The 21,663-nt window shown below is 61.2% G+C and carries 22 protein-coding genes; 14 read left to right on the forward strand and 8 right to left on the reverse strand.

Annotation, left to right across the window (positions count from 1 at the left end; genetic code table 11):
• Positions 1–37: 37 nt before the first annotated feature.
• Both JYJ39_RS00970 and JYJ39_RS00975 read right to left on the reverse strand, forming a co-directional pair.
• Positions 38–937 (reverse strand): DUF6036 family nucleotidyltransferase, encoded by a 900-nt coding sequence (locus tag JYJ39_RS00970; RefSeq protein ID WP_240189487.1) that lies wholly within the window; start codon positions 935–937, stop codon positions 38–40.
• 448 nt (positions 938–1,385) lie between these two features.
• Positions 1,386–3,563, reverse strand: coding sequence for a YgiQ family radical SAM protein (locus JYJ39_RS00975; RefSeq protein WP_240189498.1), 2,178 nt, complete (start codon positions 3,561–3,563; stop codon positions 1,386–1,388).
• 342 nt (positions 3,564–3,905) lie between these two features.
• Between JYJ39_RS00975 and JYJ39_RS00980 the strand changes: the two genes are divergently transcribed.
• The 3 genes from JYJ39_RS00980 to JYJ39_RS00990 are packed head-to-tail and all read left to right on the forward strand — an operon-like array spanning position 3,906 to position 7,355.
• Positions 3,906–4,253 (forward strand): STAS domain-containing protein, encoded by a 348-nt coding sequence (locus JYJ39_RS00980; protein WP_205201292.1) that lies wholly within the window; start codon positions 3,906–3,908, stop codon positions 4,251–4,253.
• The gene (locus JYJ39_RS00985) at positions 4,250–5,212 is read left to right on the forward strand and encodes an MBL fold metallo-hydrolase (protein ID WP_205201294.1); all 963 of its coding nucleotides are present in this window, start codon (positions 4,250–4,252) and stop codon (positions 5,210–5,212) included. The genes JYJ39_RS00980 and JYJ39_RS00985 overlap by 4 nt, the downstream gene beginning before the upstream one ends.
• A 7-nt stretch (positions 5,213–5,219) precedes the next feature.
• Positions 5,220–7,355, forward strand: a complete 2,136-nt coding sequence (locus JYJ39_RS00990; protein ID WP_205201298.1) for a CHASE2 domain-containing protein — start codon at positions 5,220–5,222, stop codon at positions 7,353–7,355.
• On the opposite strand, the gene JYJ39_RS00995 is transcribed toward JYJ39_RS00990, so the two are convergent.
• Positions 7,342–7,920 (reverse strand): OmpA family protein, encoded by a 579-nt coding sequence (locus tag JYJ39_RS00995; protein WP_205201300.1) that lies wholly within the window; start codon positions 7,918–7,920, stop codon positions 7,342–7,344. The two genes, JYJ39_RS00990 and JYJ39_RS00995, sit on opposite strands and share 14 nt — an antisense overlap.
• Positions 7,913–8,407, reverse strand: a complete 495-nt coding sequence (locus tag JYJ39_RS01000; RefSeq protein ID WP_240189488.1) for a FecR family protein — start codon at positions 8,405–8,407, stop codon at positions 7,913–7,915. The genes JYJ39_RS00995 and JYJ39_RS01000 overlap by 8 nt, the downstream gene beginning before the upstream one ends.
• Before the next feature lie 181 nt (positions 8,408–8,588).
• On the opposite strand from JYJ39_RS01000, the gene JYJ39_RS01005 reads away from it, so the two are divergent.
• From JYJ39_RS01005 to JYJ39_RS01050, 10 genes are all read left to right on the forward strand, one after another.
• A complete protein-coding gene (locus JYJ39_RS01005; protein ID WP_205201304.1) occupies positions 8,589–8,765 on the forward strand; it encodes a hypothetical protein in 177 nt (58 codons plus the stop codon).
• 206 nt (positions 8,766–8,971) lie between these two features.
• The gene (locus tag JYJ39_RS01010; RefSeq protein ID WP_240189489.1) at positions 8,972–9,298 is read left to right on the forward strand and encodes a hypothetical protein; all 327 of its coding nucleotides are present in this window, start codon (positions 8,972–8,974) and stop codon (positions 9,296–9,298) included.
• Positions 9,261–10,394: an ABC transporter permease gene (locus tag JYJ39_RS01015; protein WP_205201307.1), complete on the forward strand. Its 1,134-nt coding sequence runs from the start codon at positions 9,261–9,263 to the stop codon at positions 10,392–10,394. Before JYJ39_RS01010 ends, JYJ39_RS01015 begins: the two co-directional genes overlap by 38 nt.
• A complete protein-coding gene (locus JYJ39_RS01020) occupies positions 10,391–11,065 on the forward strand; it encodes an ABC transporter ATP-binding protein (RefSeq protein ID WP_205201309.1) in 675 nt (224 codons plus the stop codon). Before JYJ39_RS01015 ends, JYJ39_RS01020 begins: the two co-directional genes overlap by 4 nt.
• Before the next feature lie 43 nt (positions 11,066–11,108).
• Complete coding sequence (locus JYJ39_RS01025) at positions 11,109–12,116, forward strand: hypothetical protein (protein WP_205201311.1); 1,008 nt, start codon at positions 11,109–11,111, stop codon at positions 12,114–12,116.
• A gap of 1 nt (position 12,117) precedes the next feature.
• Complete coding sequence (locus JYJ39_RS01030) at positions 12,118–12,666, forward strand: TlpA family protein disulfide reductase (protein ID WP_205201313.1); 549 nt, start codon at positions 12,118–12,120, stop codon at positions 12,664–12,666.
• The gene (locus JYJ39_RS01035) at positions 12,663–12,845 is read left to right on the forward strand and encodes a heavy metal translocating P-type ATPase metal-binding domain-containing protein (protein WP_205201315.1); all 183 of its coding nucleotides are present in this window, start codon (positions 12,663–12,665) and stop codon (positions 12,843–12,845) included. The genes JYJ39_RS01030 and JYJ39_RS01035 overlap by 4 nt, the downstream gene beginning before the upstream one ends.
• Positions 12,846–12,857: 12 nt before the next feature.
• On the forward strand, positions 12,858–13,262 hold the full coding sequence (locus JYJ39_RS01040; protein WP_205201317.1) for a hypothetical protein: 405 nt from the start codon (positions 12,858–12,860) through the stop codon (positions 13,260–13,262).
• Positions 13,263–13,273: 11 nt separating this feature from the next.
• Entirely contained in the window at positions 13,274–13,849 is a 576-nt protein-coding gene (locus tag JYJ39_RS01045; RefSeq protein ID WP_205201319.1) for a hypothetical protein, read from the forward strand.
• A complete protein-coding gene (locus JYJ39_RS01050; protein ID WP_205201322.1) occupies positions 13,846–16,272 on the forward strand; it encodes a heavy metal translocating P-type ATPase in 2,427 nt (808 codons plus the stop codon). Before JYJ39_RS01045 ends, JYJ39_RS01050 begins: the two co-directional genes overlap by 4 nt.
• On the opposite strand, the gene JYJ39_RS01055 is transcribed toward JYJ39_RS01050, so the two are convergent.
• From JYJ39_RS01055 to JYJ39_RS01070, 4 genes are all read right to left on the reverse strand, one after another.
• Positions 16,256–16,846 carry a nitrous oxide reductase accessory protein NosL gene (locus tag JYJ39_RS01055; protein WP_240189490.1) on the reverse strand — a complete coding sequence of 197 codons (591 nt, stop codon included), beginning with the start codon at positions 16,844–16,846 and terminating at the stop codon, positions 16,256–16,258. The genes JYJ39_RS01050 and JYJ39_RS01055 overlap by 17 nt on opposite strands.
• A gap of 77 nt (positions 16,847–16,923) precedes the next feature.
• Positions 16,924–19,284: a TonB-dependent siderophore receptor gene (locus JYJ39_RS01060; RefSeq protein ID WP_205201324.1), complete on the reverse strand. Its 2,361-nt coding sequence runs from the start codon at positions 19,282–19,284 to the stop codon at positions 16,924–16,926.
• Positions 19,285–19,387: 103 nt separating this feature from the next.
• Positions 19,388–20,296, reverse strand: coding sequence for a FecR family protein (locus tag JYJ39_RS01065; protein WP_205201326.1), 909 nt, complete (start codon positions 20,294–20,296; stop codon positions 19,388–19,390).
• A complete protein-coding gene (locus tag JYJ39_RS01070; protein WP_205201329.1) occupies positions 20,296–20,781 on the reverse strand; it encodes an RNA polymerase sigma factor in 486 nt (161 codons plus the stop codon). The genes JYJ39_RS01065 and JYJ39_RS01070 overlap by 1 nt, the downstream gene beginning before the upstream one ends.
• A gap of 158 nt (positions 20,782–20,939) precedes the next feature.
• Here JYJ39_RS01070 and JYJ39_RS01075 point away from each other — a divergent pair, with 158 nt between their 5' ends.
• The gene (locus JYJ39_RS01075) at positions 20,940–21,641 is read left to right on the forward strand and encodes a sulfite exporter TauE/SafE family protein (RefSeq protein WP_205201332.1); all 702 of its coding nucleotides are present in this window, start codon (positions 20,940–20,942) and stop codon (positions 21,639–21,641) included.
• Positions 21,642–21,663 lie beyond the last annotated feature (22 nt).

The following is a 21,663-nucleotide window of genomic DNA, read 5'->3' on the forward strand; positions in this document are numbered from 1 at the left end:
GAAAATAGCTACTCGTAAAATTTGGCTGAAGCTCACTTCATCGCTCGCATCTTTTCTCGCTTTGCGCCTTGGCATATTGCGCCTGAAGTTCAGGAGCAAGCCCGACAACCAAGGCCCGCACATTGTCCTGCTTCGTCTTGGTCACAGCCCCCGGGCTATGCTGGCAAATCACGTCCGCGACATCAGAAGGTGCTTGACCATTCTCGGAGATGCTTTCGACGATGGTCTTTCGCTCGACATCAGCCCAGTCCACGCCATCAAAGCCATGCACCTTGGTGGCTTCGGTAGCGTATTGCCAGAAGGTGTGTGCCGCTCCAGCACGTTTTTCCAGAAGAGGCAGGTCTGCGAATCGCTGCGCCATAATGCGTTCGCTTTCTACTTCACGCGCCAGAGCGACCGCATCCCGCAGATTTAATCTCAGCATGGCCTCTCCGCCGATGTAACCCGCCAAGGCACTTGTAGCGCGCTGTTCGATCGCATCAGCACTCGTCAGGCCAAGTCGAACCAAAGCGGCAATATCATCCTTGTCATTGTCGGCGAACCGGGCAATCTTGCTGACTGCCAAATCAAGGGGGGAGAGGACATAAAGCCGAATATTCTCTATCCCCATATCCAAGGGAATAGCATCTTCGGTATGGTCCTCGTGCAGCAAGGCAAAGGTCGAGTTGTAATTGGTGTCGAAATGGACGGCCCCGCGAGTCCCATCTTCCAGCGTGACATCGACGATCAAATCGTTGGGAATGAATACGCGCGCACCGAACTCCGCATCAACATCCGTTGTGACACGATCTGACGTGTAGAGATGAACGGCCATGCCCCCAGCCAAATAGACATTCACCGGGCTACGGAGCGAGAGTCTTTCTTCAAGTTGCCTGAACAGCTCTCTCAGCCCTTCGGCAAGGGCGGTTTGGGTATGGAATAGAGGACTTGCTGGCATCACCTCAGCCCCAGTGCAGTTGACGCGAAAGCATATCGCGCAAACGCGGCAAGCTCATCACCCAACCTCGCCTGACGACTTCAGCCGAACTTAGCCGCTCATTCGGATGCGCCGCAAAATACCGATCGCTCGCTTGCATCAGGCACTTCGACTCGGTTGGAAACTGTGACTGCACAACCATGGCGGCCAACTGAAACACGTTGGCCTCTTTCTGATCCTGTGCCGTCTGCGTGGCTTCCCGAGCGACTGCCGAGCATCGGGCAAGCAGTGCAGATTCAACATCTCTAGCCGTCATTGAAGCCACCTCCGAGACAACAAGAATTCACGATTTGCGACCACAAAACTGTACAGCGTAACCACGCTGCCAGCAAAAGCGTTTGCAACTTTTGCTTGGAGTGACGTACATACCCCGTCTTTGGCGCCCACACTTTTACAAACAGCCGGAAAATCAACGCGGCGTTTTACGTGTTGCAGGTTTGCCCGCTGGCTTGCCGCTCGTCTTGCCTGCACTCTGCCCGCTGGCAGGGCGCACGCCAGAAACACGGGCGGGATAGGCTTTCTTGCCGGGCACGGCCTTGCTGGCCGCGAAAGGCTTGGCCGGGGCGGCGGGTTTGCCGCCAACCGCTTTTTTCTGCGCACAATTCAGGCCGGTGCCGGCGGGCTGCCAGGCGGGGACGAGTTGTCGCTTGCCATTGCCGATCAGGTCAGTGCGCCCCATCTCCTGCAGCGCCTCGCGCAGCAGCGGCCAGTTGTCCGGATCGTGATAACGCAGGAAGGCCTTGTGCAGCCGGCGCTGGCGGGCACCACGCACGGCCCCGACGCTTTCACCGCCCTGGCGCTGCAGCTTGCGCAGGGGATTTTTTTCGGTGTGGTACATGGTGGTTGCCAGCGCCATGGGCGTGGGCACGAACGCCTGCACCTGATCGAGGCGGAAATTGTTTTTTTTCAGCCACAGCGCCAGGTTGAGCATGTCCTCGTCGGTCGTACCGGGGTGAGCGGCGATGAAGTAGGGGATCAGGTACTGCTCCTTGCCGGCCTCGCGCGAGAAGCGATCGAACAATTGCTTGAAGCGGTCATAGGCCCCGATGCCGGGCTTCATCATCTTTGACAGCGGGCCGGCCTCGGTATGTTCCGGCGCAATTTTCAGGTAGCCCCCGACATGGTGCGTGACCAGCTCGCGGATGTACTCCGGCGAGCGCACCGCCAGGTCGTAACGCAAACCGGAGCCAATCTGGATCTTCTTCACGCCTTTCAGGCTGCGCGCCTTGCGGTAAAGCGAAATCAACGGCGCGTGGTCAGTGTTCATGTTCTCGCAGATGTCCGGATAGACACAGGACAAACGACGGCAGGCGGCTTCGATTTTTTCGTCCTTGCACTTCAGGTGATACATGTTGGCGGTCGGGCCGCCAAGATCGGACACCACGCCGGTAAAGCCCGGAGTCTTGTCGCGCATCTCCTCGATTTCGCGCAGCACCGACGCTTCCGAGCGGCTCTGGATGATGCGACCTTCGTGTTCGGTGATGGAACAGAACGTGCAGCCGCCAAAGCAGCCACGCATGATGTTCACCGAAAAGCGGATCATCTCCCAGGCGGGAATTTTGGCCTCACCGTACGCCGGATGCGGCCGCCGTGCGTAGGGCAATTCGTAGACGCCATCGAGTTCGGCAGTCGTCAGCGGCAACGGCGGCGGGTTCAGCCAGACATCGCGCTCGCCGTGCGCCTGCACCAGCGCGCGGGCATTGCCCGGATTCGATTCGAGGTGAAAGGTGCGCGAAGCATGCGCGTACAGCACCGGATCGCCTTTGACCTGCTCGTAGGACGGCAACCTGACCACGGTATGCGCCCGCTCGCTGCGCCAGGCGCGCAAACGTTCTTCCCGGCTGACCAGCCGCACCGTCTTCTCGACCGCCACGGGCTTCGCGGCAGCCGGGCTTTCCTCGGCATCGTAGGGATTCTTCGGCCGCTCCACCGGCCCCGGCGTATCGATCTCGGTCGAGTCGAGTTGCGACCACTCTGCCCCGGGCAGCCAGCCGGGCGGCACCATGAAGGCCGTGCCACGCAAATCGCGGATGCTGCTGATCGGTTCGCCCTGCGCCAGACGGTGCGCCACCTCGACCAGCGCCCGCTCGGCATTGCCGAAGATGAGCAGATCGGCCTTCGAGTCGGGTAGTACCGAACGGCGCACCTTGTCCGACCAGTAATCGTAATGGGCGATGCGGCGCAGGCTGGCTTCGATCGAACCGATCACCACCGGCACGCCGGAGAACGCTTCGCGGCAACGCTGGGCATAGACCGTCAATGCCCGGTCCGGGCGCTTGTCGGCGACGGCATGCGGCGTATAGGCATCATCCGAGCGCGGCTTGCGGTCGGCGGTATAACGGTTGATCATCGAATCCATGTTGCCGGCGGTGACGCCGAAAAACAGATTCGGTTTGCCCAGGCGGCGGAAATCCGCTGCCGAATGCCAATCCGGCTGACTGATGATGCCCACCCGGAATCCCTGTGCCTCCAGCAAACGACCGGTCAGCGCCATGCCAAAGCTGGGATGATCGATATAGGCGTCACCCGTGATCAGGATGATGTCGCAGGAATCCCAGCCCAGCTGCTCCATCTCGGCGCGCGACATGGGCAGGAAAGGCGCCGGGCCGAAGCGGTGCGCCCAGAACTTGCGGCGGGAAAACAGGGGCGGCGTGCTGGCAAAGTCGGAAAAAGTGTGCATGCAATATTTTACATAATGGATGAAGAGAGCGTGGCATACTCCCCCGCTTGATGATTCACGCAGCCTGCGGGCGCGGTCGCTTGCCACAGCGGCGCACAGGAGTCCGGAAGCGGGTGCCACGCTGTAGTGTTGCGGTGGTCCGCCCTGCCGCCTCCGGACTTGCTGCGGCAGATTGCTTTTGCTGTTTCCGTTGCGTTCCTGGCAGGAGTGTCAGGATCAAACCTCTGTTCAATTCGATCTGACCCGACGATGAAACTCCCTGTTTACGAACAAAAAGGCACCCGCGTCGCACGTGTTACGGGGCGTATAGACCAGGCGGTCACAGAAGAGTTCACTCAGGAACTGAAACCTTTGCTGGAACAGTGCGCCGCCGGCCAACCCGCATTGATTCTCGATTTCTCCGGTGTGGTTTACATCAGTTCCGCCGGCTTGCGCGTACTCATGCTGGCCGCGCGTCAGGCCAAGGCGCAGCGCGGCAGTTTCGCCCTGGCCGCGCTGACGCCGCTGGTGCAGGAAGTGTTCACGATCAGCCGTTTCAATCTGATCGTCCCCTGTTACGCCACCGTGAACGCAGCCTGCGAGGTGCTCGGCACATGAAACAGGTCATTTTCTGGGGCACCCGCGGCTCCCTGCCCACCTCGATCACGCACGCCAACATCCGCGCCAAGATCAGCAGCGCACTGCTGGCCGCCAATGGCCGCAGTTTCCGCAAGCAGGCCGAGCTCGACGCCTTCATCGAGGCGCTGCCGTTTGCCGTGCACGGCACGTTTGGCGGCAACTCTTCCTGCGTCGAGATCGTCACCGACGGCCCGGAGCATTTCATCTGCGATGTCGGCACCGGCGCCCGCCCCCTCGGCCAGAGCAAGATTGCCCGTTACGGCGTCCCCAACCCGCAGGTGTATCACCTCTTCATTTCCCATCTGCACTGGGATCACCTGATGGGCATCCCCTTTTTCACGCCGATCTACATTCCCGGCAACCGGATCATCATTCACGGCTGCCACAGCGGGCTGGAAGAAGCGTTCCGCCGCCAGATGCGGGCCCCCAATTTTCCGGTGGATTACACCCAGGCCGGCGCCGACATCGAGTTCGACCTGATGACCCCGGGTAAAGCGCACTTCATCAGCGGCCTCAACGTCACCCCGAAACTGCAGAAACACCCGGGCGATTCCTACGGCTACCGCTTCGAAAGCATCGACAAGACCGTGGTCTACAGCACCGATTCGGAACACCGGCTGGACGACAAGGAAGACCTCAGCGGCTTTGCCAAATTCTTCCACAAAGCAGATCTGGTCATTTTCGATGCCATGTATTCGCTGGCCGAGGCAGCCTCGGTCAAGGCCGAATGGGGGCACTCCAGCAACGTGGTCGGCGTCGAACTGTGCCAGGCTGCGGCGGCCCGCCGGCTGGCCCTGTTCCACCACGAGCCATCGAACGATGACAATCAGCTCAGTCATCTACTGGAAGAAACCCGTCGTCTGGAAAAGCTCACCCGCGGCGAACGCGCACCGCTGGAGATCATTTCTGCCTATGACGGCCTCACCGTCACCCTGTAGCTGACCCATGCACAAACGGTGGTGGCGCTGGCTTCCGGTGATTCTTCTGGGCGCGGGCGCCTTCCTGCTTCACCATCTCGAAAGTACGCCGCTGCAGGCACTGCAATCGGCGTTGTTCGACCGTTACCAACGCTTTGCCCCGCGCCCGCAGCACCCCGACCAGCCAGTACTGATCGTCGGCATCGACAGCAAGAGCCTGGCTGAATACGGCCAGTGGCCGTGGCCGCGCGATCTGCTGGCCCGCCTTGTACACACCCTGCACGCCGGCGAGCCGCTGGCGCTTGGGCTGGACATGGTCTTTGCCGAGCGCGACCAGAACGCCCCCGAGCTCATTGCCCGCCGACTACCCGCCGACCAGGCCACCAGCCTGGCTGGCCTGCCCGACCCCGATGACGCGCTGCAGACAGCATTGCAGGCGCCCGCCACCGTACTGGCCACCATCGGCCTCAGCCGCCCCCTGCCCGGTGCCCGCCTGCCCGTCCACCCCCTGCCGCGCCTGCCCCTGCCGGCTGACCAGCAAGCCCCACTGCCGCATTTTTCCAGCGCCCTGTCCAGCCTGCCGCAACTGCAGGCTGCCGCTGCCGGCGAAGGTTTCATCAATGCCGGTCCGGGCGAAGCGGCCAACCACGATCAGCGCAGCGTCCTGCGCCGGGTCCCCAGCATTGCCTTCATCGCCGACCAACCCTACCTGTCGCTACCGCTGGAAATGGTGCGGCAGGCGCTGGGGCATGACGTGGTCGAAATCGACTATGACAGCCATGGCCTGCGGGCCATTCACCTCGGTGACTACCACCTGCCCACCCAGGCCAATGGCGAAATCCTGCTGCACTTCAGCCGTCCCAGCGCCGCGCATCATCTCTCGGCCGCCGACGTGCTGGCCGGTCTCTACCCCCCGGAAACCTTCAACCAGCGACTGGTGTTGATTGCCTTCAACAGCATCGGCCTGCAAGACCGTATCGTTACCCCGCTCGGCGACAGCCTGCCCGGCAGTGACATTCACGCTCAGGTCATCGAGAGCCTGCTCGCCAGCCACGCCTTGCAGCGCCCATTCTGGTTGCCCTGGCTGGAAATCGTGCTGCTGCTGGTCATCGGCAGCGCCCTCCTGTGGGTTTTGTCACGCTGGAAACCGCGCTATGCCGTGGCGACTTTCGCCGCAACCGGTGGCCTCCTCCTGACCGCCGGCTATGCTGCCTTTGCCTACGGCGGCTGGCTGTTCGACGGCGCCAGCCTGTTCCTGCTGCTGTCACCCGCCTTCATTATGCAACTGGGCAACGTATTGATCCGCGCTGACCATGCGCGCCGCGAGAATGCGCGGCAATTGCAGAAAAGCCGCGAGGAAGCCGCCCGTGTGGCGGGTGAACTCGATGCTGCCCGCCGCATCCAGATGGGTCTGCTGCCCGACCCCGGCCGCTGCTTTGCCGGCGAGCGCCGTTTCACCCTGGCGGCCCTTCTCGAACCGGCACGCGCCGTCGGCGGCGACTATTACGACTGTTTCATGCTCGACGAAACACGCCTGTGCGTCACCATTGCCGACGTCTCCGGCAAAGGCGTACCCGCCAGCCTGTTCATGGCCATGGCCAAAACCCTGGGCGCCACCTTGCTGCGCCGCCATGCCGATCTCACCGCCGGCACCCATGATCTGGAACGGGAACTGAGCCGGGAAAACCCCGCCTATCTTTTTGTCACCGCCTTTATCGGCGTCCTCGATGTCAGCACCGGCGTGCTCGAATATGTCTGTGCCGGCCACGATGCCCCCTTGCTGCTCCGCAACGGCCACGTCAGTCCACTGCCAACGGCCGACATCGCCGGCCCGCCGCTGTGCGCCCTGGGTGATTACCCCTATCCCAGCGCCCGCATGCAGTTGCAGGCGGGTGATCTGCTCTGCCTGTACACCGATGGCGTCAGCGAAGCCGGCAGCGGCGCGGCGAGTGCGCAGGATATGTACGGCAGCGCCCGCCTGCAGGCCAGCCTGGCCGACTTGCCGGCGCTGCCGCTACAGGACCGCTGTGCCTTGCTACGTGATCGCGTGCGCGCGTTCGAAGCCGGCACGGCGCCGTTCGATGATCTGACGCTGGTTCTTCTGGAATGGCACGGCAGCGACGGGCTTCCCCCGCCGCTACCTGCACAGTTCAACGAATGTTGATTTCCACCCGCCGGTTGCGCGGCTCGTCCACTTCATTGGCGGTCGGCACCAGTAATTCACGCTCGCCGCGGCCGGCAATTTCCATCTTGTCGGCAGGAAATCCGGCTTCGATCAACATGGCGCGCACACTCGCCGCCCGCTGACGGGACAACTCGTCGTTGCTTTCCCGACTGCCAACCGTGTCGGTATGGCCGATCACCACCAGTTCTGCGGCAGGCCGCTCGGCCAGCAAGCGCCGCACGGTATCGAGCTCAACCATGGATGCTTCCGTCAGCTGGTCGGCACCACTCACGAAATAAAGGACATGGCTCACTGGCCGTGGCGGCATCGCTTCCAGTGTTGCGCCATAACGCGCCTGCACTTCTTCGGCGCTCGCCTGGTACGGATGCGACAGGCCCAGACGACGCACGCTAGCGGCATACGGCTGGCTCAGCTCCTGCTCGCCGTTGGCGTCACGCAGTACCACGGCACTTTTGCCCCCCTCCGGGGAGGGCAGCAGCACCACACGCTCGCTGGCACAGCCAAACAGGAACAGTACCGCCACACAGGAAAGCCACTTATTCATCGCGACCACCGATCACTTCCACCACGAATTCCGTGCCCCGCACGCCCAGCACCGCCGTCGGCGTATGGAAATCGACCGACTCCGGCGCCCGCTTGGCAATCTTGCCAGTCGCCACGGAGAGCGTCCCCTTGCGCACCCCGACCGACAGTTTGCCGTCGTGGGTGGTGTTGTCGAAATTGAAGCGTTCCAGAGCGATCAGGGAATTCGGCCCGGCCGAGAGCAGGGTGTTGTCCTGCAGCGTCACGCCCAGAGCACCATCGGCGCCAGTGCGCAGCTTGTCCTTCTCGAACACCTGCGCCCCCACCGCTGCCGGCAGCTTCTGCCCCGCCCGCTCGATCACCGCTTCGCCCCGGCTGGTCTTCACTCGCCCCGCCGGCACGCCCGGATCTGCCTGCTCGGCAGCAAAAGCAGGCAGGCTCAAGGACGCTGCCAGCACACAGGACAACAGACTGCGCTGCAATGTATTCACCGTCATGCTCCATTTCATTGTCAATCTCTTCATTTTACGGAAAAACCCCCGGCTACGCTTGCCATCTGGTCCGCAAGAGGGCCACACATGCGCACCCGGCCTGCGACACTATGTCGCAGATACGAGAAGGAAAAAATGGTTAGCATGGCATCCGAGGTTTAGTCAGCAGTTGGTCAGCCGCACTTCCGAGGACACCGTGATGGAACAGAACAAAGTGAACCAACAACAGCCAGAAATGGCTTCCCTGCTCCTTGGCGCCGGTTTTGCACTGGCATCCCTGATCATCCTGCCCGCCGTTGCTCAACGTGTCGGCCTGGGTTCGAGCGTCACCATTGCCCTACGAGGTGCGTTGATGCGTGCCGCCAACCGTTTCTGAAGCACGCTCTGCCCGGCGCCGGGCTCACTGGCCGATACTGTGGCGTGTCGGACGCGCACGAAATATCTTGAAGTCTCGCTGACACTGACTTCAGTTATGTTCCACAGTCGCCAGTCGTGCCATGGCTTCAGGCCAGAACTTCCGACGCCAACCCAATCATCCGGAGACCGTTGCAGGTGCCGCGCCCTTCCACCGTAGTCCTGTCCTTGACCGGCCTGCTCGCCTGCAGTGTGCTGGCAGTTTCTGTGCTGTCCGGCCTCCTGACAGACATGCACACCCCCCGGCTTGATGCCAATCGTGCCTTGGTAGCGCATCTTGGCTTGACCGATCTGGCGTTATTCACTGAAGCACGTTACACCCGCCACCCATCACAGGCAGATCTGCATTCAGCCTTTCAGGATCACCCCGGTGCTTTCGAGCACTTTCCCTCGGGCTCCCTGATCGTCCCCCCTGCTCATCTCATTCATTCATCCATTTCCTCAGCGCCTTCCTCTCATGAATCTGTGGCTGGAAAAACAGCAGCATCTGATTGATTTCACACTGGCCTCACTGGCCCGGCGTAAAACCAAAAATATCGGCCTGCTCATTGCCTACACACTGCTCGTGTTCGTGCTGGCTTCGCTCACCCTTTTTTCCAATGCGCTACGCACCGAAGCGCAATATGTGCTTGCCGGTTCGCCCGAAGTCATCTTGCAGCGGATGGTCGCCGGACGCCACGATCTGATTCCACCGGGCTATCTCGACAAGATCGGCCGCATCCGTGGCGTGCAGAAAACGCAAGGACGGCTGTGGGGTTACTACTACGACGCCGTACTCAACGCCAATTACACCTTCATGGCGCGCCCGGCCAGCGAGATCGCCGATGGCCAGATCATGGTTGGTGAAACGCTGGCGCGTGAACGGGGGTTGGCACAGCAAAACACGATTTCGTTCCGCTCCTATGCCGGCGAGTTGTTTACCTTCGAAGTTGCGGCAGTGTTGTCGCCCGATGCTGAATTACTCTCCGCCGATCTCGTCCTGCTCTCGGAAAACGATTTCCGCCGCTTCTTTGCCTATCCGGACGAGCACTACACCGACATTGCGTTGTCCGTTGCCAACCCGCTGGAAGTACGCAACATCGCCGCCAAACTGACGGCCACGCTGCCCGATTCCCGCCCGATTCTGCGTGAAGAAGTGCAGCGGACCTATCAGAGCATCTTCGACTGGCGCGAGGGCATCCTGCTCACGGTACTGGCCGGGGCCATACTCGCCTTCGTCATCCTTTCCTGGGAAAAGGCTTCCGGTCTGTCAGCCGAAGAAAAACGTGAAATCGGCATCCTCAAGGCACTGGGCTGGGACACCGGCGACGTGATCCGGATGAAGATGTGGGAAGGACTGCTCATTTCCCTGACCGCATTTGGCGGGGGTTTCCTCGCCGCCTACGTGCACGTCTTCCACTTTGGCGCAAAGCTGTTCGAACCGGTGCTCAAGGGCTGGTCAGTGCTCTATCCAAAATTCACCCTGCTGCCCGCTGTTGATGGATTGCAGGTGGCAACGCTTTTCTTTTTCACGGTGATTCCCTACACGGCAGCGGTTCTGGTGCCGATCTGGCGTGCCGCAATCACCGACCCGGATACGGTGATGCGATGATCGAGCTGATCAACATCAAGAAAGCCTTCAATCAGAAGCGGCCCAATGAGTACTGGGCGCTCCACGACATCAGCCTCACCCTGGAAACCGGCAAAGTCACCGCCTTGCGTGGGCCGAGCGGTTCCGGTAAGACCACCCTGCTGACCATCATCGGCTGCCTGAGCCGGCCAACCAGCGGGCGGGTGTATTTCAAGGGCGAAGACATCTCGGCACTACCCGAGCGGTTCCTGACTGAACTCCGCCGCCGGAGCTTCGGCTTCATTTTCCAGCAATTTAACCTGATCAAGGGACTATCGGCCGTCGAAAACATCATCCTGCCCGCCTTTCCCACGGGCCGCCCGCGGGCCGAGCTCATTACGGCAGCCAACGAATTGCTGGCTCGCCTGCAACTCGGCCACCGCGCACAAGCGAAGGTGGAATGGCTGTCCGGCGGCGAACAACAGCGTGTCGCCATTGCCCGGGCACTGATCAACGATCCGGAAGTCATCATCGCCGACGAGCCGACGGCCAATCTCGATACCGCCTTGTCGCGTGAATTCATGACCATTCTGGAAAGCTTCACCGCCAGCGGCAAAACCGTTTTGCTGACCAGCCATGACCCCCTGGTTGTCGACTCGAGTGCCGTACATCGCGTGATCGGCATGCGCGATGGCCGCCTGATTCCGTCGTGATCGCGATGTAATCGCGCCAGTAGCGAACTTCGAACGCCACGCCATGCTATTTCAACCCGCCATCATCGCTCTGCTCCTGGCTGCCGGACTGGGTGTGCTCATGCTCGCACTGGCCACCCCATTTGCCCTGCAGGTCATCCGGCACTGGGACATCCACAGCGGCTCCGAATACCAGTTGCTGCTGGAGCGTCGCACCTACCTGTTCTCGACCCTCGCCACCTTTGTCCTGGTCGCACAACTCGCCGCCCTGCTCCTGTTCGTTTTCACAGCCGACCGGCTGGCGGCGATGTTCGTCGGCGCGATGTGCGCGGTCGGCACCTTGAACGTCAATCCATGGGGCTTTCCGGCGCTGATCCTGCAAATGCTGGCATTTTTCCTGGCCGCAGCCTGGCTGGCCATCAACCATGTTGATAGTGCGGCGCGCGATTATCCACTGGTGCGCATCAAATACGCCCTGCTCATCCTGCTCCTGCCGTTTCTGGTGGCATCGTTCTGGCTGCAGTTCAACTTCTTCTCCGAACTCAAAGCCAACGTCATCACTTCCTGCTGCGGCAGCATGTTCTCCAGCGAAGCCACGACCATTGTCAGTGATCTTTCGGGACTACCGCCTCAGCCGGCACTGTGGTTGTTCTATGGCGCCCTGAGCGCAGCTATCGCCCTGGCGCTAGGGCATGCGCTACGGCGCGGCCGTAGCAGCGGCGCCCTGCTCGCCCTTTTCAGTGCCGTAGCCTTCGTTGCCGCCATGAGCGGCGTGCTCTCCTTCCTCTCGCTTTACATCTACGAACATCCACACCACCACTGCCCATTCTGCATTCTCAAACCAGAGTACGACTACCGGGGTTATGCGCTCTATCTGCCGCTATTCATCGCCACCGCCGCCGGTCTGGGAGCCGGTGCCATTCAGCCGTTCGCACATCGCCCCAGCCTGCGCCACATCGCCCCCCGTGTCACCGGTCGCCTGGCCGCCCTGGCCGCAACCGGCTTTCTCTTATTCACTGCCATTGCCACCTGGTTTATTCTGGCTTCCAACCTGATCCTGATCGAACATTAAGATGTCCTTGCTGAAAAATCTCACTTCCCGCACCCCCTCCCCTCTGGCTGGCTGGCGCATTTTGCTGCTGACCGCAGTCCTGAGTACCGGCCTCCTCGCCTGCGGCGACGACAGCGTCAAACATCCGGTCAACCTAGGTGATCCCGCCCCCGCCTTCCGTACCACCGACGCTGCCGGTGCGGCTGCCAGCTTTCCTGAGGATTTCGCCGGCAAACCGCTGGTCATCCGTTTCTGGGCCGACTGGTGCAAGTACTGCGAAAGTGAAATGCAGGCCATCGAGCAGGTTTATCAACGCCACCGGCAAAAAGGATTGCGCATCCTCGCCATCAACACCGGGCAGGATGCCAAAACGGTCACCACTTACATACAGAAAATCGGCGTCAGCTATCCCGCCCTGCTCGATGAGCAATCGAACATTGCCCGTAGTTACGGTGTCGTCGGGCTGCCCACCACCTTTTTTGTTGATGCCGGCGGTGTCATCCGCGCCAAGATCGTTGGCGAAGCGGATGAGGCCACTTTCGAACGCCACGCCGTGAAGCTGATCCAATGAACAATGACCGCGCCTGTGCGCTATGCAACCTGGATGTTGGCACCAAACCCTTCGTCCTGCACGGTGCCGATCGAGACTATCAATTCTGTTGCGAAGGCTGCCGGGGCATCTACCAGATGCTGCATGACATCAAGGACACAGCGGTCCACAATGACCAGACTGAAAACCAGAAACAGTGAAAGGACACCACCATGATGAGCGACGAAATGCTGAAGAAAATGCCGCACGCGATGCTGCAGGGCGCCAATGAAATGATGAAGAAACCCCTGGCCAGCGGCGCCATGATGGCCGGCGCGGGATTTGCTGCCGGCCGTGGATTGCTCGGCAAGACCGTGCTGGGCGGCGCCCTGTTGCGCAATCCGCTGACCCTGCTGGCCGTTGGCGCAGCGGGTGGTGTTGCTGCCGGCTTCCTGCTCTTCAAGTACCAGAAGGAAATCGTCGCGGGCCTGTCCAAAGCCAGCGGCATGAGCCGGGATTTCGCCCTGCAACAGAAAGAAAACCTCGCTGACCTGATGGCGGAGGCAGAGGAAAAGATCGAAGGCGTCACCGCACCGGCCAACACCGATAGCGCTGCCGCCCCCACGCCCACAGCCTGACGGAGAGCAGCATGTCGCATGCGAATGAACTGGCACGGCGCATTGTCGTGCTGCAGCGCGGCGCCGGCTTCCTGTCTCTGGAGCTACCGCACGAACTGCAGCGGCGCGACGTTGGACAACACATCGAACAACATCTGGCCGCGATAGCCGGCATTCTCGCTGCAGCAGTCGATCCAAACGGACGGCAACTGTCGATCCGTTTTTCGGCAGCCAGCCTGAGCACGGCGCAAGTGGCTCGCGCTGTGTTCTCCGCCCTGAATGACCTGCCGCCAACAGAGGCCAGCAGGCCACAGAACACCACACCGGGCCTGCAGCCTCTGCTCGACAAGCTGAAAACCCTCCTGACCCCGGCCACGCCCCCGGCCGCCGGTTCCCTGCAGGCACGCTTCCAGCCGCTGGTCGAGAGCGCCCTGACAGAAAAAGCCGTCATCAATTTCTTCAACGACATCGTCGCCTTTTATCTGATCAGGACGCACTGGGACCTGATCAGCAAGCGCTGGCTGCAGAACCCGATTGCCCACAGCAATGCCTGGCTGACGGTGTTCTACCTGATCTTTCTCCTCATCCGCTACCGTAAGAACCAATGAAACATTTCCGGATTGCCCATCGCCTGGTTCGCCGCCTGCGTGTCATTGCCCCGCCGCTGATCGGCGAACAAGAGCGCTGCTATATCCTGGAAATCCTGCTGCGCAAGCATGCCGCCATCCGGGATGTCCGCATCGTGCCGGAAATCGGTTCGCTGACGGTACGCTACGACCCCGTTGCCTTACCGGAACAGCGCCTGCTGGCGACGCTCGATGCCATTCTCGGCAACTTGCTGTCAGCGCCACCAGCAGAGACGGTCGCGGCTGCACCCGTCGCCGGGCCGGTCAGTGAATGTTCATTGGCAGTAGAGGGAATGACCTGCGCTTCCTGCGCCCTGCTCATCGAAATGAAACTGCGGCGCGATCCACGGGTGCGCAGCGCCACCGTCAATTTCGCTGCAGCCACCCTGACCGTACACGGCGTGATGGACCGCGACACGCTTAGCGACATCGTGCGTCGACTCGGCTACGAGGCACGGCCGATGGACACCCTCAGCCAGCGTCGCCTGCTGGTCGAACGCGAGAAGGCGCGGGTCGAAGAAGCTCGCAAGCGTTTCGTGCAATCAGCCCTGCTCACTGCGCCCGTCATGATTTCGGGCATGCTGATGCATAAATCGCCGGCACTGCGCGTGATGGAATTTGCACTCTCCAGCGTCATTCTGTTCGGCAGCAGCAACAGCATCTTCAAGAAAGCCTGGGCGCTGGCCCGGCAAGGCGAAGCGAACATGGACACGCTGATTGCCATTGGTTCCGGCGCCGCCTGGGCCTACAGCATTCCCGGCGTGCTGAAAATGCACCACCACGTCTATTTCGAATCGGCTGCCGGCATCTGCACCTTCGTCCTCCTCGGTCGCTACATGGAAGAACGGGCCAAGGGCAAAGCCAGCGAAGCCATCCGCAAACTGATCGAACTGCAGCCGGACACTGCGCTGCGCGTGAATGCCGACGGCAGCGAACGTGAAATCCCCATCGATGACGTGCAACTCGGCGACGTCCTGCGCGTACGCGCCGGCGACAAGGTACCCACCGACGGCCAGGTACTCGACGGCCATTCCAGCGTCGACGAAGCCATGATTACCGGCGAATCGCTGCCGGTGGCAAAAACCGCAGGCGACCGGGTGATCGGCGGCTGCCTGAACGGCACCGGCAGCTTCACCATGCGCGTTACCGCCATCGGCGGCGACACGGTGCTATCCGGCATCGTCAAACTGGTCGATCACGCCCAGGGGAGCAAACTACCGGTGCAGAAACTGGCGGACCGCATTTCCGCACGCTTCGTACCTGCGGTCGGCGGTGTCGCCGCCCTCACTTTCGGCGGCTGGCTGCTGGCGGGCGCACCGGCTTCAGCAGCACTGGCGCATTCCGTTGCCGTGCTGCTCATCGCCTGTCCTTGCGCCCTCGGCCTGGCCACCCCCACCGCCATCATGGTCGGCACCGGTCAGGCCGCCCGACGCGGCATTTACATCCGCCACGGCGAAGCACTGGAAACGGCAGCCAAGCTGACCACTGTGGTCTTCGACAAAACCGGCACCATCACTTTAGGCAAGCCCGTCGTCACCGACAGCCACCTCCTTCCCGGCACAGATGAACCACGTCTGGCCGCCCTGGTTGCCGCAGCCGAAACCGGCTCCGAGCATTTCCTGGCCCGCGCTCTAGGCGAATGGAGTCAGCCACGCCAGCGCGAAACCCTGCGCGCAGAACACTTTGTCGCCCACCCCGGCCGCGGTGTCACTGCGGAAATTGATGGCTGCGAAATCGTGATCGGCAACGCCGCCCTGTGCCAGGAAATGGGTATTGACCACACCCCTCTGGCAGCGCTCGCCGACCGCCTCGCCACACAAGGCAAAACCCCTGTTTTTGTCGCCATCACGGGACAAGCTGCCGCCGTCTTCGGGATTGCCGATGAACCACGACCCAGCGCCGCCGAAGCGATTGCCCGCTTGCACCGGCTGGGCCTGCAGACCGTCATGGCGACCGGTGACGTCGATGCCGTAGCCCACCATGTCGCGCGCGAAGTCGGCATCGACCGCGTGCTGGCCCGCTGCACCCCGGCCGGCAAACTGGCCGCCGTGCGGGAACTGCAAGCAGCCGGCGAAAAGGTCGGCATGATTGGCGACGGCATCAACGACGCACCCGCGCTCGCCGCGGCCGATGTCGGTTTCGCCATTGGTGGCGGTGCCGACATCGCCGTCGAATCCGCCGATGTCACCCTGGTGGGCGGCGACATCGCCCGCGTCGCTGCCGGCATCGACCTGTCCCGCCGCTCGATGAACATCATCCGCCAGAACCTGTTCTGGGCGCTTGGCTACAACGTCGTCGCCATCCCGGTTGCCGCCGCCGGCCGCCTCAATCCGATGATTGCAGCGGCGGCCATGGCAATGAGCTCGGTCTCGGTCGTCGCCAATTCGCTCAGGTTGCAGCGTTGACCTTGTTTGACTGACGCTGCAATTTTTCCCGGTCATTTCCGTAACGCCGGCTGATGTAGCGGGCGTAATCCTCGAACGCGACCGTGATGGCCTCCGCAAAGGTGCCGATTCTGCCTCCCGCCACAGCGATCACAGCCTCGGCCTTGGCCTTGTCGGCGAAGGCATATTTGCTGATGGGGCTCATCACACCGCGCAGATCCGAACCAATCAGATACGTCGCTGACGACGCTTCGATCAGCGGTTTCGGTTCTCCAGCCACGCCATAGTCGGGCGCGTAAATCGCAATAAAACCGCGCCGGCGCTGACGCAACATGCATTCTGCTGTGCAATTCAGGGAACAGGTTCCTTCGACATGACCATCGCCGTAATGCAGCAAGTGCCGGGCGTAGTGATACTGCCGGCGATCCATGTTGCAGATGACACAGCGTGGATATTTTTCCAGTTCATTTTCCAGCGGCGCACTATCCGGCTTCGTTTTGGCTGTTTCGCCTTCCACTTCGGTTGCCATTGCCATCTTGTTCATGGCGCCCAGCATGGCGATTGCGCTTCCCTTCAGCAGCATGCGTCGATTCATTTGCTTGATCCTCATGTTCATCCATCATCAAAGAATCTGCCGCTCCGCAGTGCGGCAGGCCCGGAAATTGTCCTGCTTCAAAAAACGGCTTTCAGGTTGAGAAGCCAGTTTCTTGGCTCACCGTAGGTCATGTAAGTATTCAGCCCCTGGACGCGGGTGAAATAACGCCGGTCAAACAGGTTGTTGACGGAGAGGCTCAAGGCGTAGGTCTGGTTGATGCGATAACCCAGCACTGCATTGACCAGGGCATAACCCCGCTGTTCGCGCGCTTTTACCGTCGGCGTTGACAACCCGCTTGCGATATTGCTCATCCCGGTCACTCCGAGGCCAAGATTGAAACCCTGCAGCGGCTGACTGGTAAAACGGTAGTTCGACCACAGCTTGAGCTGGTGGCGTGGATACCAATAGCTGATCGGCGCCCCCACCGAGGCAGCAGTGGCTGTCTTCGTCTGCTCCGTTTCCAGGCGGGTATAGCCAGCTGAAATATCCCAATTCCGCAAGGGGCTGCCTGCCACCTCCAATTCCCAGCCTTTGCTTTCAACTTCGCCCAAAGGCAGGAAAAAACCGGGGTTCGCCGGATCGGCAAACGAACGGTTAGTATCTTTGATCTGAAAGACTGCAACCGTAGCCAGCAGCTTCCGGTCAAAGAACTCACCCTTGGCACCAATTTCGTATTGTTTGCCGACCCGCGGTTCAAGGACACTGCCATCTGCCTGCTTGGCAGTCTGGGGCACAAAGATGTCGGCGTAGCTGGCGTACAGCGAAACGTTCCTGCTGGCATCGAATACCAGGCCGGCACTGGGGGTGAACACATGTTTTTCCCTGGCACCACGGACCCATGCTGTTGGTGCGGGATCCGGGGCAACCGTCCGTGACTCGTTGTCGTAATCGCTGTAGCGCCCCCCCAGAACCAGGGTCAACGGGTCGAGCAGCTTCAGTTGAACTTGCCCGTAGACACCGCGCTGCACTGTCCGGTTTTTGCTACCCGTCCGGTACGCTTCGTTGAAGTCCGGCACCTCTGGCGGATCATTGAAGCGCACGTTATTAACGCGCAACGACGCCACGTGCAGGGATGAAACCGTCTTGCCCTGGGCGAGATACGCACTGTAATTCATGCCCAGCAACAGCTGGTGGCTGCGGCCAAACAGCTCAAATGGGCCACCCACATTGACATCCACGTCGCGTGCCGTGTAATCCCAGTCCGCCTTGCGGCGCGTGTAATTTCCGGTCATGGTCAGCGGGTCAATACCGGTCGTCAGATAGCCATCCTTGAAGAAAGAAGATGTTTCCCGGTTGCTGGCCCGGAACTTGGCCCGCCAGCCAGCGGCAAAACGATGCTCCAGCTCGCCAACGACTTCCTGGTGCTTCCAAGTGTAGCGATTCCAGTCCGGATCAGGGCTGAAAGAACGCGGCAAATCGATCAGGCGTCCATCGGTATACGTGGGCAACCCGCCATACCCTACCCGGGTACGACTTTCCTGAGCGGCAAGCGACAGGCGCAGGGTCGTCGACGGCAGCAAGTCGGCCTCGACAATGCCATAACCCAGCCATTTTTCGTTGTGGTTGCGATTAACGAAACTGTCCTTGTCATTCCCGGCGGCGACAACACGCCCACGGATGCGGCCGTCTGCACTCAGCGGGCCAGTTACATCTGCTTCGAGCCGGGTGTTGTCCCAGCTTCCCAGGGTTGCCTGTACATGACCGCCAAAGTCGGCTTTGGGCGCTTTCCTGACCAGGTTAACGGTGCCGGAAAAAGCGCCGGAGCCTTGCAAAACGCCGGCAGGTCCACGCTGCACCTCGATCCGTTCATACATGGCCAGGTCAAATTGCTGGTAGCCGGACAATGGGTAACCCGATGGCGTGCCATCATATTGCACGTTCATCGCACCGCCACGGGCGTGGTATTGCCCATGATCGGCTGTATTGCTGATCGCCTGGGTGCCGGTCATCTGGGTCATGGCATCCCAGAGCGTGACCATGTTCTGGTCATCCATCTGGCTGCGACTGAGAACCGAAACCGAATACGGAATATCCCGCGGACTCAGGGGCAGCTTGCTGGCCACGGTGATTTTTTCCGGTTTATAGGATGTTTCTCGATCAGCACTGACGACAAGCGCTGGCAGGGTTTTCGGTGGTAACTGCGGGACACTGCTGCGCTGGACTATGTAACTACCATTGCCACTCGGGCTGGCCTGCAGCCCACTACCGGACAACAGTTTCTGCAGCCCTTCGGCAGAGCTGAAATCACCATCCAGCGCAGGCGCGGACAACCCCCGCGTTTCTTCCGGGTTAAACAGGATCTGGATACCGGCTTGCCTGGCAAAGGTGGTCAGTGCGCTATCCAGCGGCTGGGCAGAAATGGTGAACGGCGCAGCGTGAGTAGCGGAGCTGCAATAGAGCGAGGCAATGAGAAGGGCGAAATGTAGCGGCTTGTGCATGGATGTAACCCCGATGATTTGGTTTTCATGGGCACGTTCAAAGGCGTGCTGAGGAGGTAGACGCAAAAACCGTTCGCACCCTGACAGCGCGCCGCAAAAAAACTCAGCGGGCGACGATCAAGGTCGCATTACCCTCCTCGATCAGGCGCAGCGGGTAGAGGCGGATGATGGCCGCGAGAAGGCCGGAGCGATCCTCGGCCGAGAAGACGCCGCTGATCCGATAGGCAGCCAGGCGCGGATCGTCGATGCGGACCGGGTGCGAATGCCGACGATTGATCTGGGCTACGACCTCGGTCAGATCGAGATCGTCGAACAACCAACGTCCCTCGGTCCAGGCGTCGGCACCTTCCACTGCGAACCGGCTGCTGCCGAGCAACCGACCGGCGCGATACGAAATCTGCTCGCCAGCACCGATTTCCTGGCCAATACCCGCTGCCGGCAAACGGACCTCGACGCGTCCTTCGGCAACGCCAACAGTGACCACCCCGGCGACACGGCGGACATTGAAACGGGTGCCGATGTCACGCGTCTCGCCGTCAGCCGCAACGACGACAAAGGGCCGCAGACCCGGGGCGACATCGATGAAGATCTGCCCCTGTTCAAGTAGCAGCCGTCGCTGCCAGAGCGTGTGTTCAACGCGGATGCGTGTGTCGCCGTCAAGCTGGATGCGACTACCGTCGGCGAGCAATGTGTCAGCCTGCTCGCCGATTTGCGTCGTTTTATACATATCGACAGCAACATTCTGCTGCAGGGCGAACAGCATCGCGGTCGCCAGCACCAGCAATCCGGCCAGCGCCTGTTGCCGACGCGGGCGTCGCGGTCTGACCTGCTCGAGGGCGCCCCACAGATGCTGGTAACGCTGGTATTCCTCGCGGTGGCGCTCTGAGCGCGCCAGCCAGGCATCGAATTCGGCGCAACGGGGGCAATCGTTGCCCGCTTCGTTGATGCGCAGGAACCAGCGCGCTGCCTCCTCGGCCAACGAATCGTCAGCGGCCGGTTCAGGGCGACTCATCAGAGACAGTCACGCAGGCGCAACAGGGCGCGAATCAGCAGCTTCTCGACGGCATTCAGCGAAATGCCGTACGCTGCCGCCAGCGTTTTCTGCGATAAACCGTCAAACTTGTGTTTGACGAAAACTTCGCGGCAACGCGGCGGCAACTCATCGATCGCGACCTGCAGGCGACGGATCTGCTGACGCGCAATCGCATAGCGCTCGGGGGGGGGCGCCGGACAGGCAATCTCGGCGCATTGATCGAGGCTGACGCAGGCGTCATGGGCGGCGTGACGGCGAAAGTGGTCAATCGTCAGGTGTTCGGCGATCCGGAACAGGTAGGCCCTGCGCTTACCCGGCTCCGGCGTGCGTTCGCTACTGAGCAAACGCACGAAGGTTTCCTGGGCGAGATCGGCAACCGTCTCCCGGCAGGCAATCCGGCGCCCGATGTAACGGCGGATTTCGCCGGCATGATCGAGGTAGAGCGCAGTAACCAGGCTATTCATTATCGCGGGGTCGATTTTTCCGAAAAACGCCCGGATGATAGGCCTGCTGCCGTATTTTCCTGTGCGGCATATTGCCGCATCGCCCTAGGGCACAGGCGTTTCCCGTACCTGCACCGAGCACGCTTTGCTAGACTGCGGCCCTTCTCACGGGAGACACGATGGATTTTTCTCCAGCACACACAATCGGCGGACTGTCCTATTGGCTGGCATTCATGACCGGCCTGCTTGGCAGCGGGCATTGCCTGGGCATGTGCGGCGGGTTGGTGTCGGCGTTCTTCATGCGGCTGGGTGCCAAGGGAATCTGGCCTTATCTCGCCTATCACGGCACACGCGTCATGGTGTATGGCAGCATCGGCCTGATTGCTGCCGCCCTCGGCGCAGTGCTGGTCGCCACCGGGCAATTCGGCAAATTTCAGGGCATTCTGCAGATCGTCGCCGGGATCATCGTCATTCTCCTCGGGCTGGATTTACTGGGAATTTCCCCCTGGCGCAACAGCCTCGGCTTTGCGCCAATCGCCTGGCTGCGGCAGCAATTTTCCCTGGCCGTGCAGCGTGGCCCTGTCGCTGGTGCGCTGATCGGTGGCGCAATCAACGGCTTGATGCCCTGTTCGATGACCATGGCGATGGCGGTCAAAGCCACCACTGCGCCCAGCGTCATCGAGGGAGGACTGCTGATGCTGGCTTTTGGCGCCGGCACCCTGCCCTCGATGCTTTCAGCCTCGGTCCTGTTCGGCCGCCTGGGACCGCGCCTGCGCGGCTGGCTGCTCAAAGGGGCGGCGCTATTCGTCATTGCCCTGGGGGTATCGACGCTCTGGCAAGGGGTGCGCTACTACATGGTGATGCATCGCCTGCTCGGATGAATGCGACAATTTGCCGCAGGCC

Origin of the sequence: Azonexus hydrophilus (assembly GCF_905120355.1) — a bacterium.
GTDB lineage: Bacteria > Pseudomonadota > Gammaproteobacteria > Burkholderiales > Rhodocyclaceae > Azonexus.

What these genes read in the sequence shown, in the direction of transcription:
- JYJ39_RS01025 (WP_205201311.1), top strand. Translation starts at nt 11,109, where the DNA reads ATGCTATTTCAACCCGCCATCATCGCTCTGCTCCTGGCTGCCGGACTG.
- JYJ39_RS00975 (WP_240189498.1), bottom strand. Translation starts at nt 3,563, where the DNA reads ATGTCGCGCGCCGAGATGGAGCAGCTGGGCTGGGATTCCTGCGACATC.
- JYJ39_RS01020 (WP_205201309.1), top strand. Translation starts at nt 10,391, where the DNA reads ATGATCGAGCTGATCAACATCAAGAAAGCCTTCAATCAGAAGCGGCCC.
- JYJ39_RS01040 (WP_205201317.1), top strand. Translation starts at nt 12,858, where the DNA reads ATGATGAGCGACGAAATGCTGAAGAAAATGCCGCACGCGATGCTGCAG.
- JYJ39_RS01065 (WP_205201326.1), bottom strand. Translation starts at nt 20,296, where the DNA reads ATGAGTCGCCCTGAACCGGCCGCTGACGATTCGTTGGCCGAGGAGGCA.
- JYJ39_RS00995 (WP_205201300.1), bottom strand. Translation starts at nt 7,920, where the DNA reads ATGAATAAGTGGCTTTCCTGTGTGGCGGTACTGTTCCTGTTTGGCTGT.
- JYJ39_RS01075 (WP_205201332.1), top strand. Translation starts at nt 20,940, where the DNA reads ATGGATTTTTCTCCAGCACACACAATCGGCGGACTGTCCTATTGGCTG.
- JYJ39_RS00985 (WP_205201294.1), top strand. Translation starts at nt 4,250, where the DNA reads ATGAAACAGGTCATTTTCTGGGGCACCCGCGGCTCCCTGCCCACCTCG.
- JYJ39_RS01070 (WP_205201329.1), bottom strand. Translation starts at nt 20,781, where the DNA reads ATGAATAGCCTGGTTACTGCGCTCTACCTCGATCATGCCGGCGAAATC.
- JYJ39_RS00990 (WP_205201298.1), top strand. Translation starts at nt 5,220, where the DNA reads ATGCACAAACGGTGGTGGCGCTGGCTTCCGGTGATTCTTCTGGGCGCG.
- JYJ39_RS01060 (WP_205201324.1), bottom strand. Translation starts at nt 19,284, where the DNA reads ATGCACAAGCCGCTACATTTCGCCCTTCTCATTGCCTCGCTCTATTGC.
- JYJ39_RS00970 (WP_240189487.1), bottom strand. Translation starts at nt 937, where the DNA reads ATGCCAGCAAGTCCTCTATTCCATACCCAAACCGCCCTTGCCGAAGGG.
- JYJ39_RS01030 (WP_205201313.1), top strand. Translation starts at nt 12,118, where the DNA reads ATGTCCTTGCTGAAAAATCTCACTTCCCGCACCCCCTCCCCTCTGGCT.
- JYJ39_RS01000 (WP_240189488.1), bottom strand. Translation starts at nt 8,407, where the DNA reads ATGAAATGGAGCATGACGGTGAATACATTGCAGCGCAGTCTGTTGTCC.
- JYJ39_RS01015 (WP_205201307.1), top strand. Translation starts at nt 9,261, where the DNA reads ATGAATCTGTGGCTGGAAAAACAGCAGCATCTGATTGATTTCACACTG.
- JYJ39_RS01055 (WP_240189490.1), bottom strand. Translation starts at nt 16,846, where the DNA reads ATGAATCGACGCATGCTGCTGAAGGGAAGCGCAATCGCCATGCTGGGC.
- JYJ39_RS01050 (WP_205201322.1), top strand. Translation starts at nt 13,846, where the DNA reads ATGAAACATTTCCGGATTGCCCATCGCCTGGTTCGCCGCCTGCGTGTC.
- JYJ39_RS01035 (WP_205201315.1), top strand. Translation starts at nt 12,663, where the DNA reads ATGAACAATGACCGCGCCTGTGCGCTATGCAACCTGGATGTTGGCACC.
- JYJ39_RS00980 (WP_205201292.1), top strand. Translation starts at nt 3,906, where the DNA reads ATGAAACTCCCTGTTTACGAACAAAAAGGCACCCGCGTCGCACGTGTT.
- JYJ39_RS01045 (WP_205201319.1), top strand. Translation starts at nt 13,274, where the DNA reads ATGTCGCATGCGAATGAACTGGCACGGCGCATTGTCGTGCTGCAGCGC.
- JYJ39_RS01005 (WP_205201304.1), top strand. Translation starts at nt 8,589, where the DNA reads ATGGAACAGAACAAAGTGAACCAACAACAGCCAGAAATGGCTTCCCTG.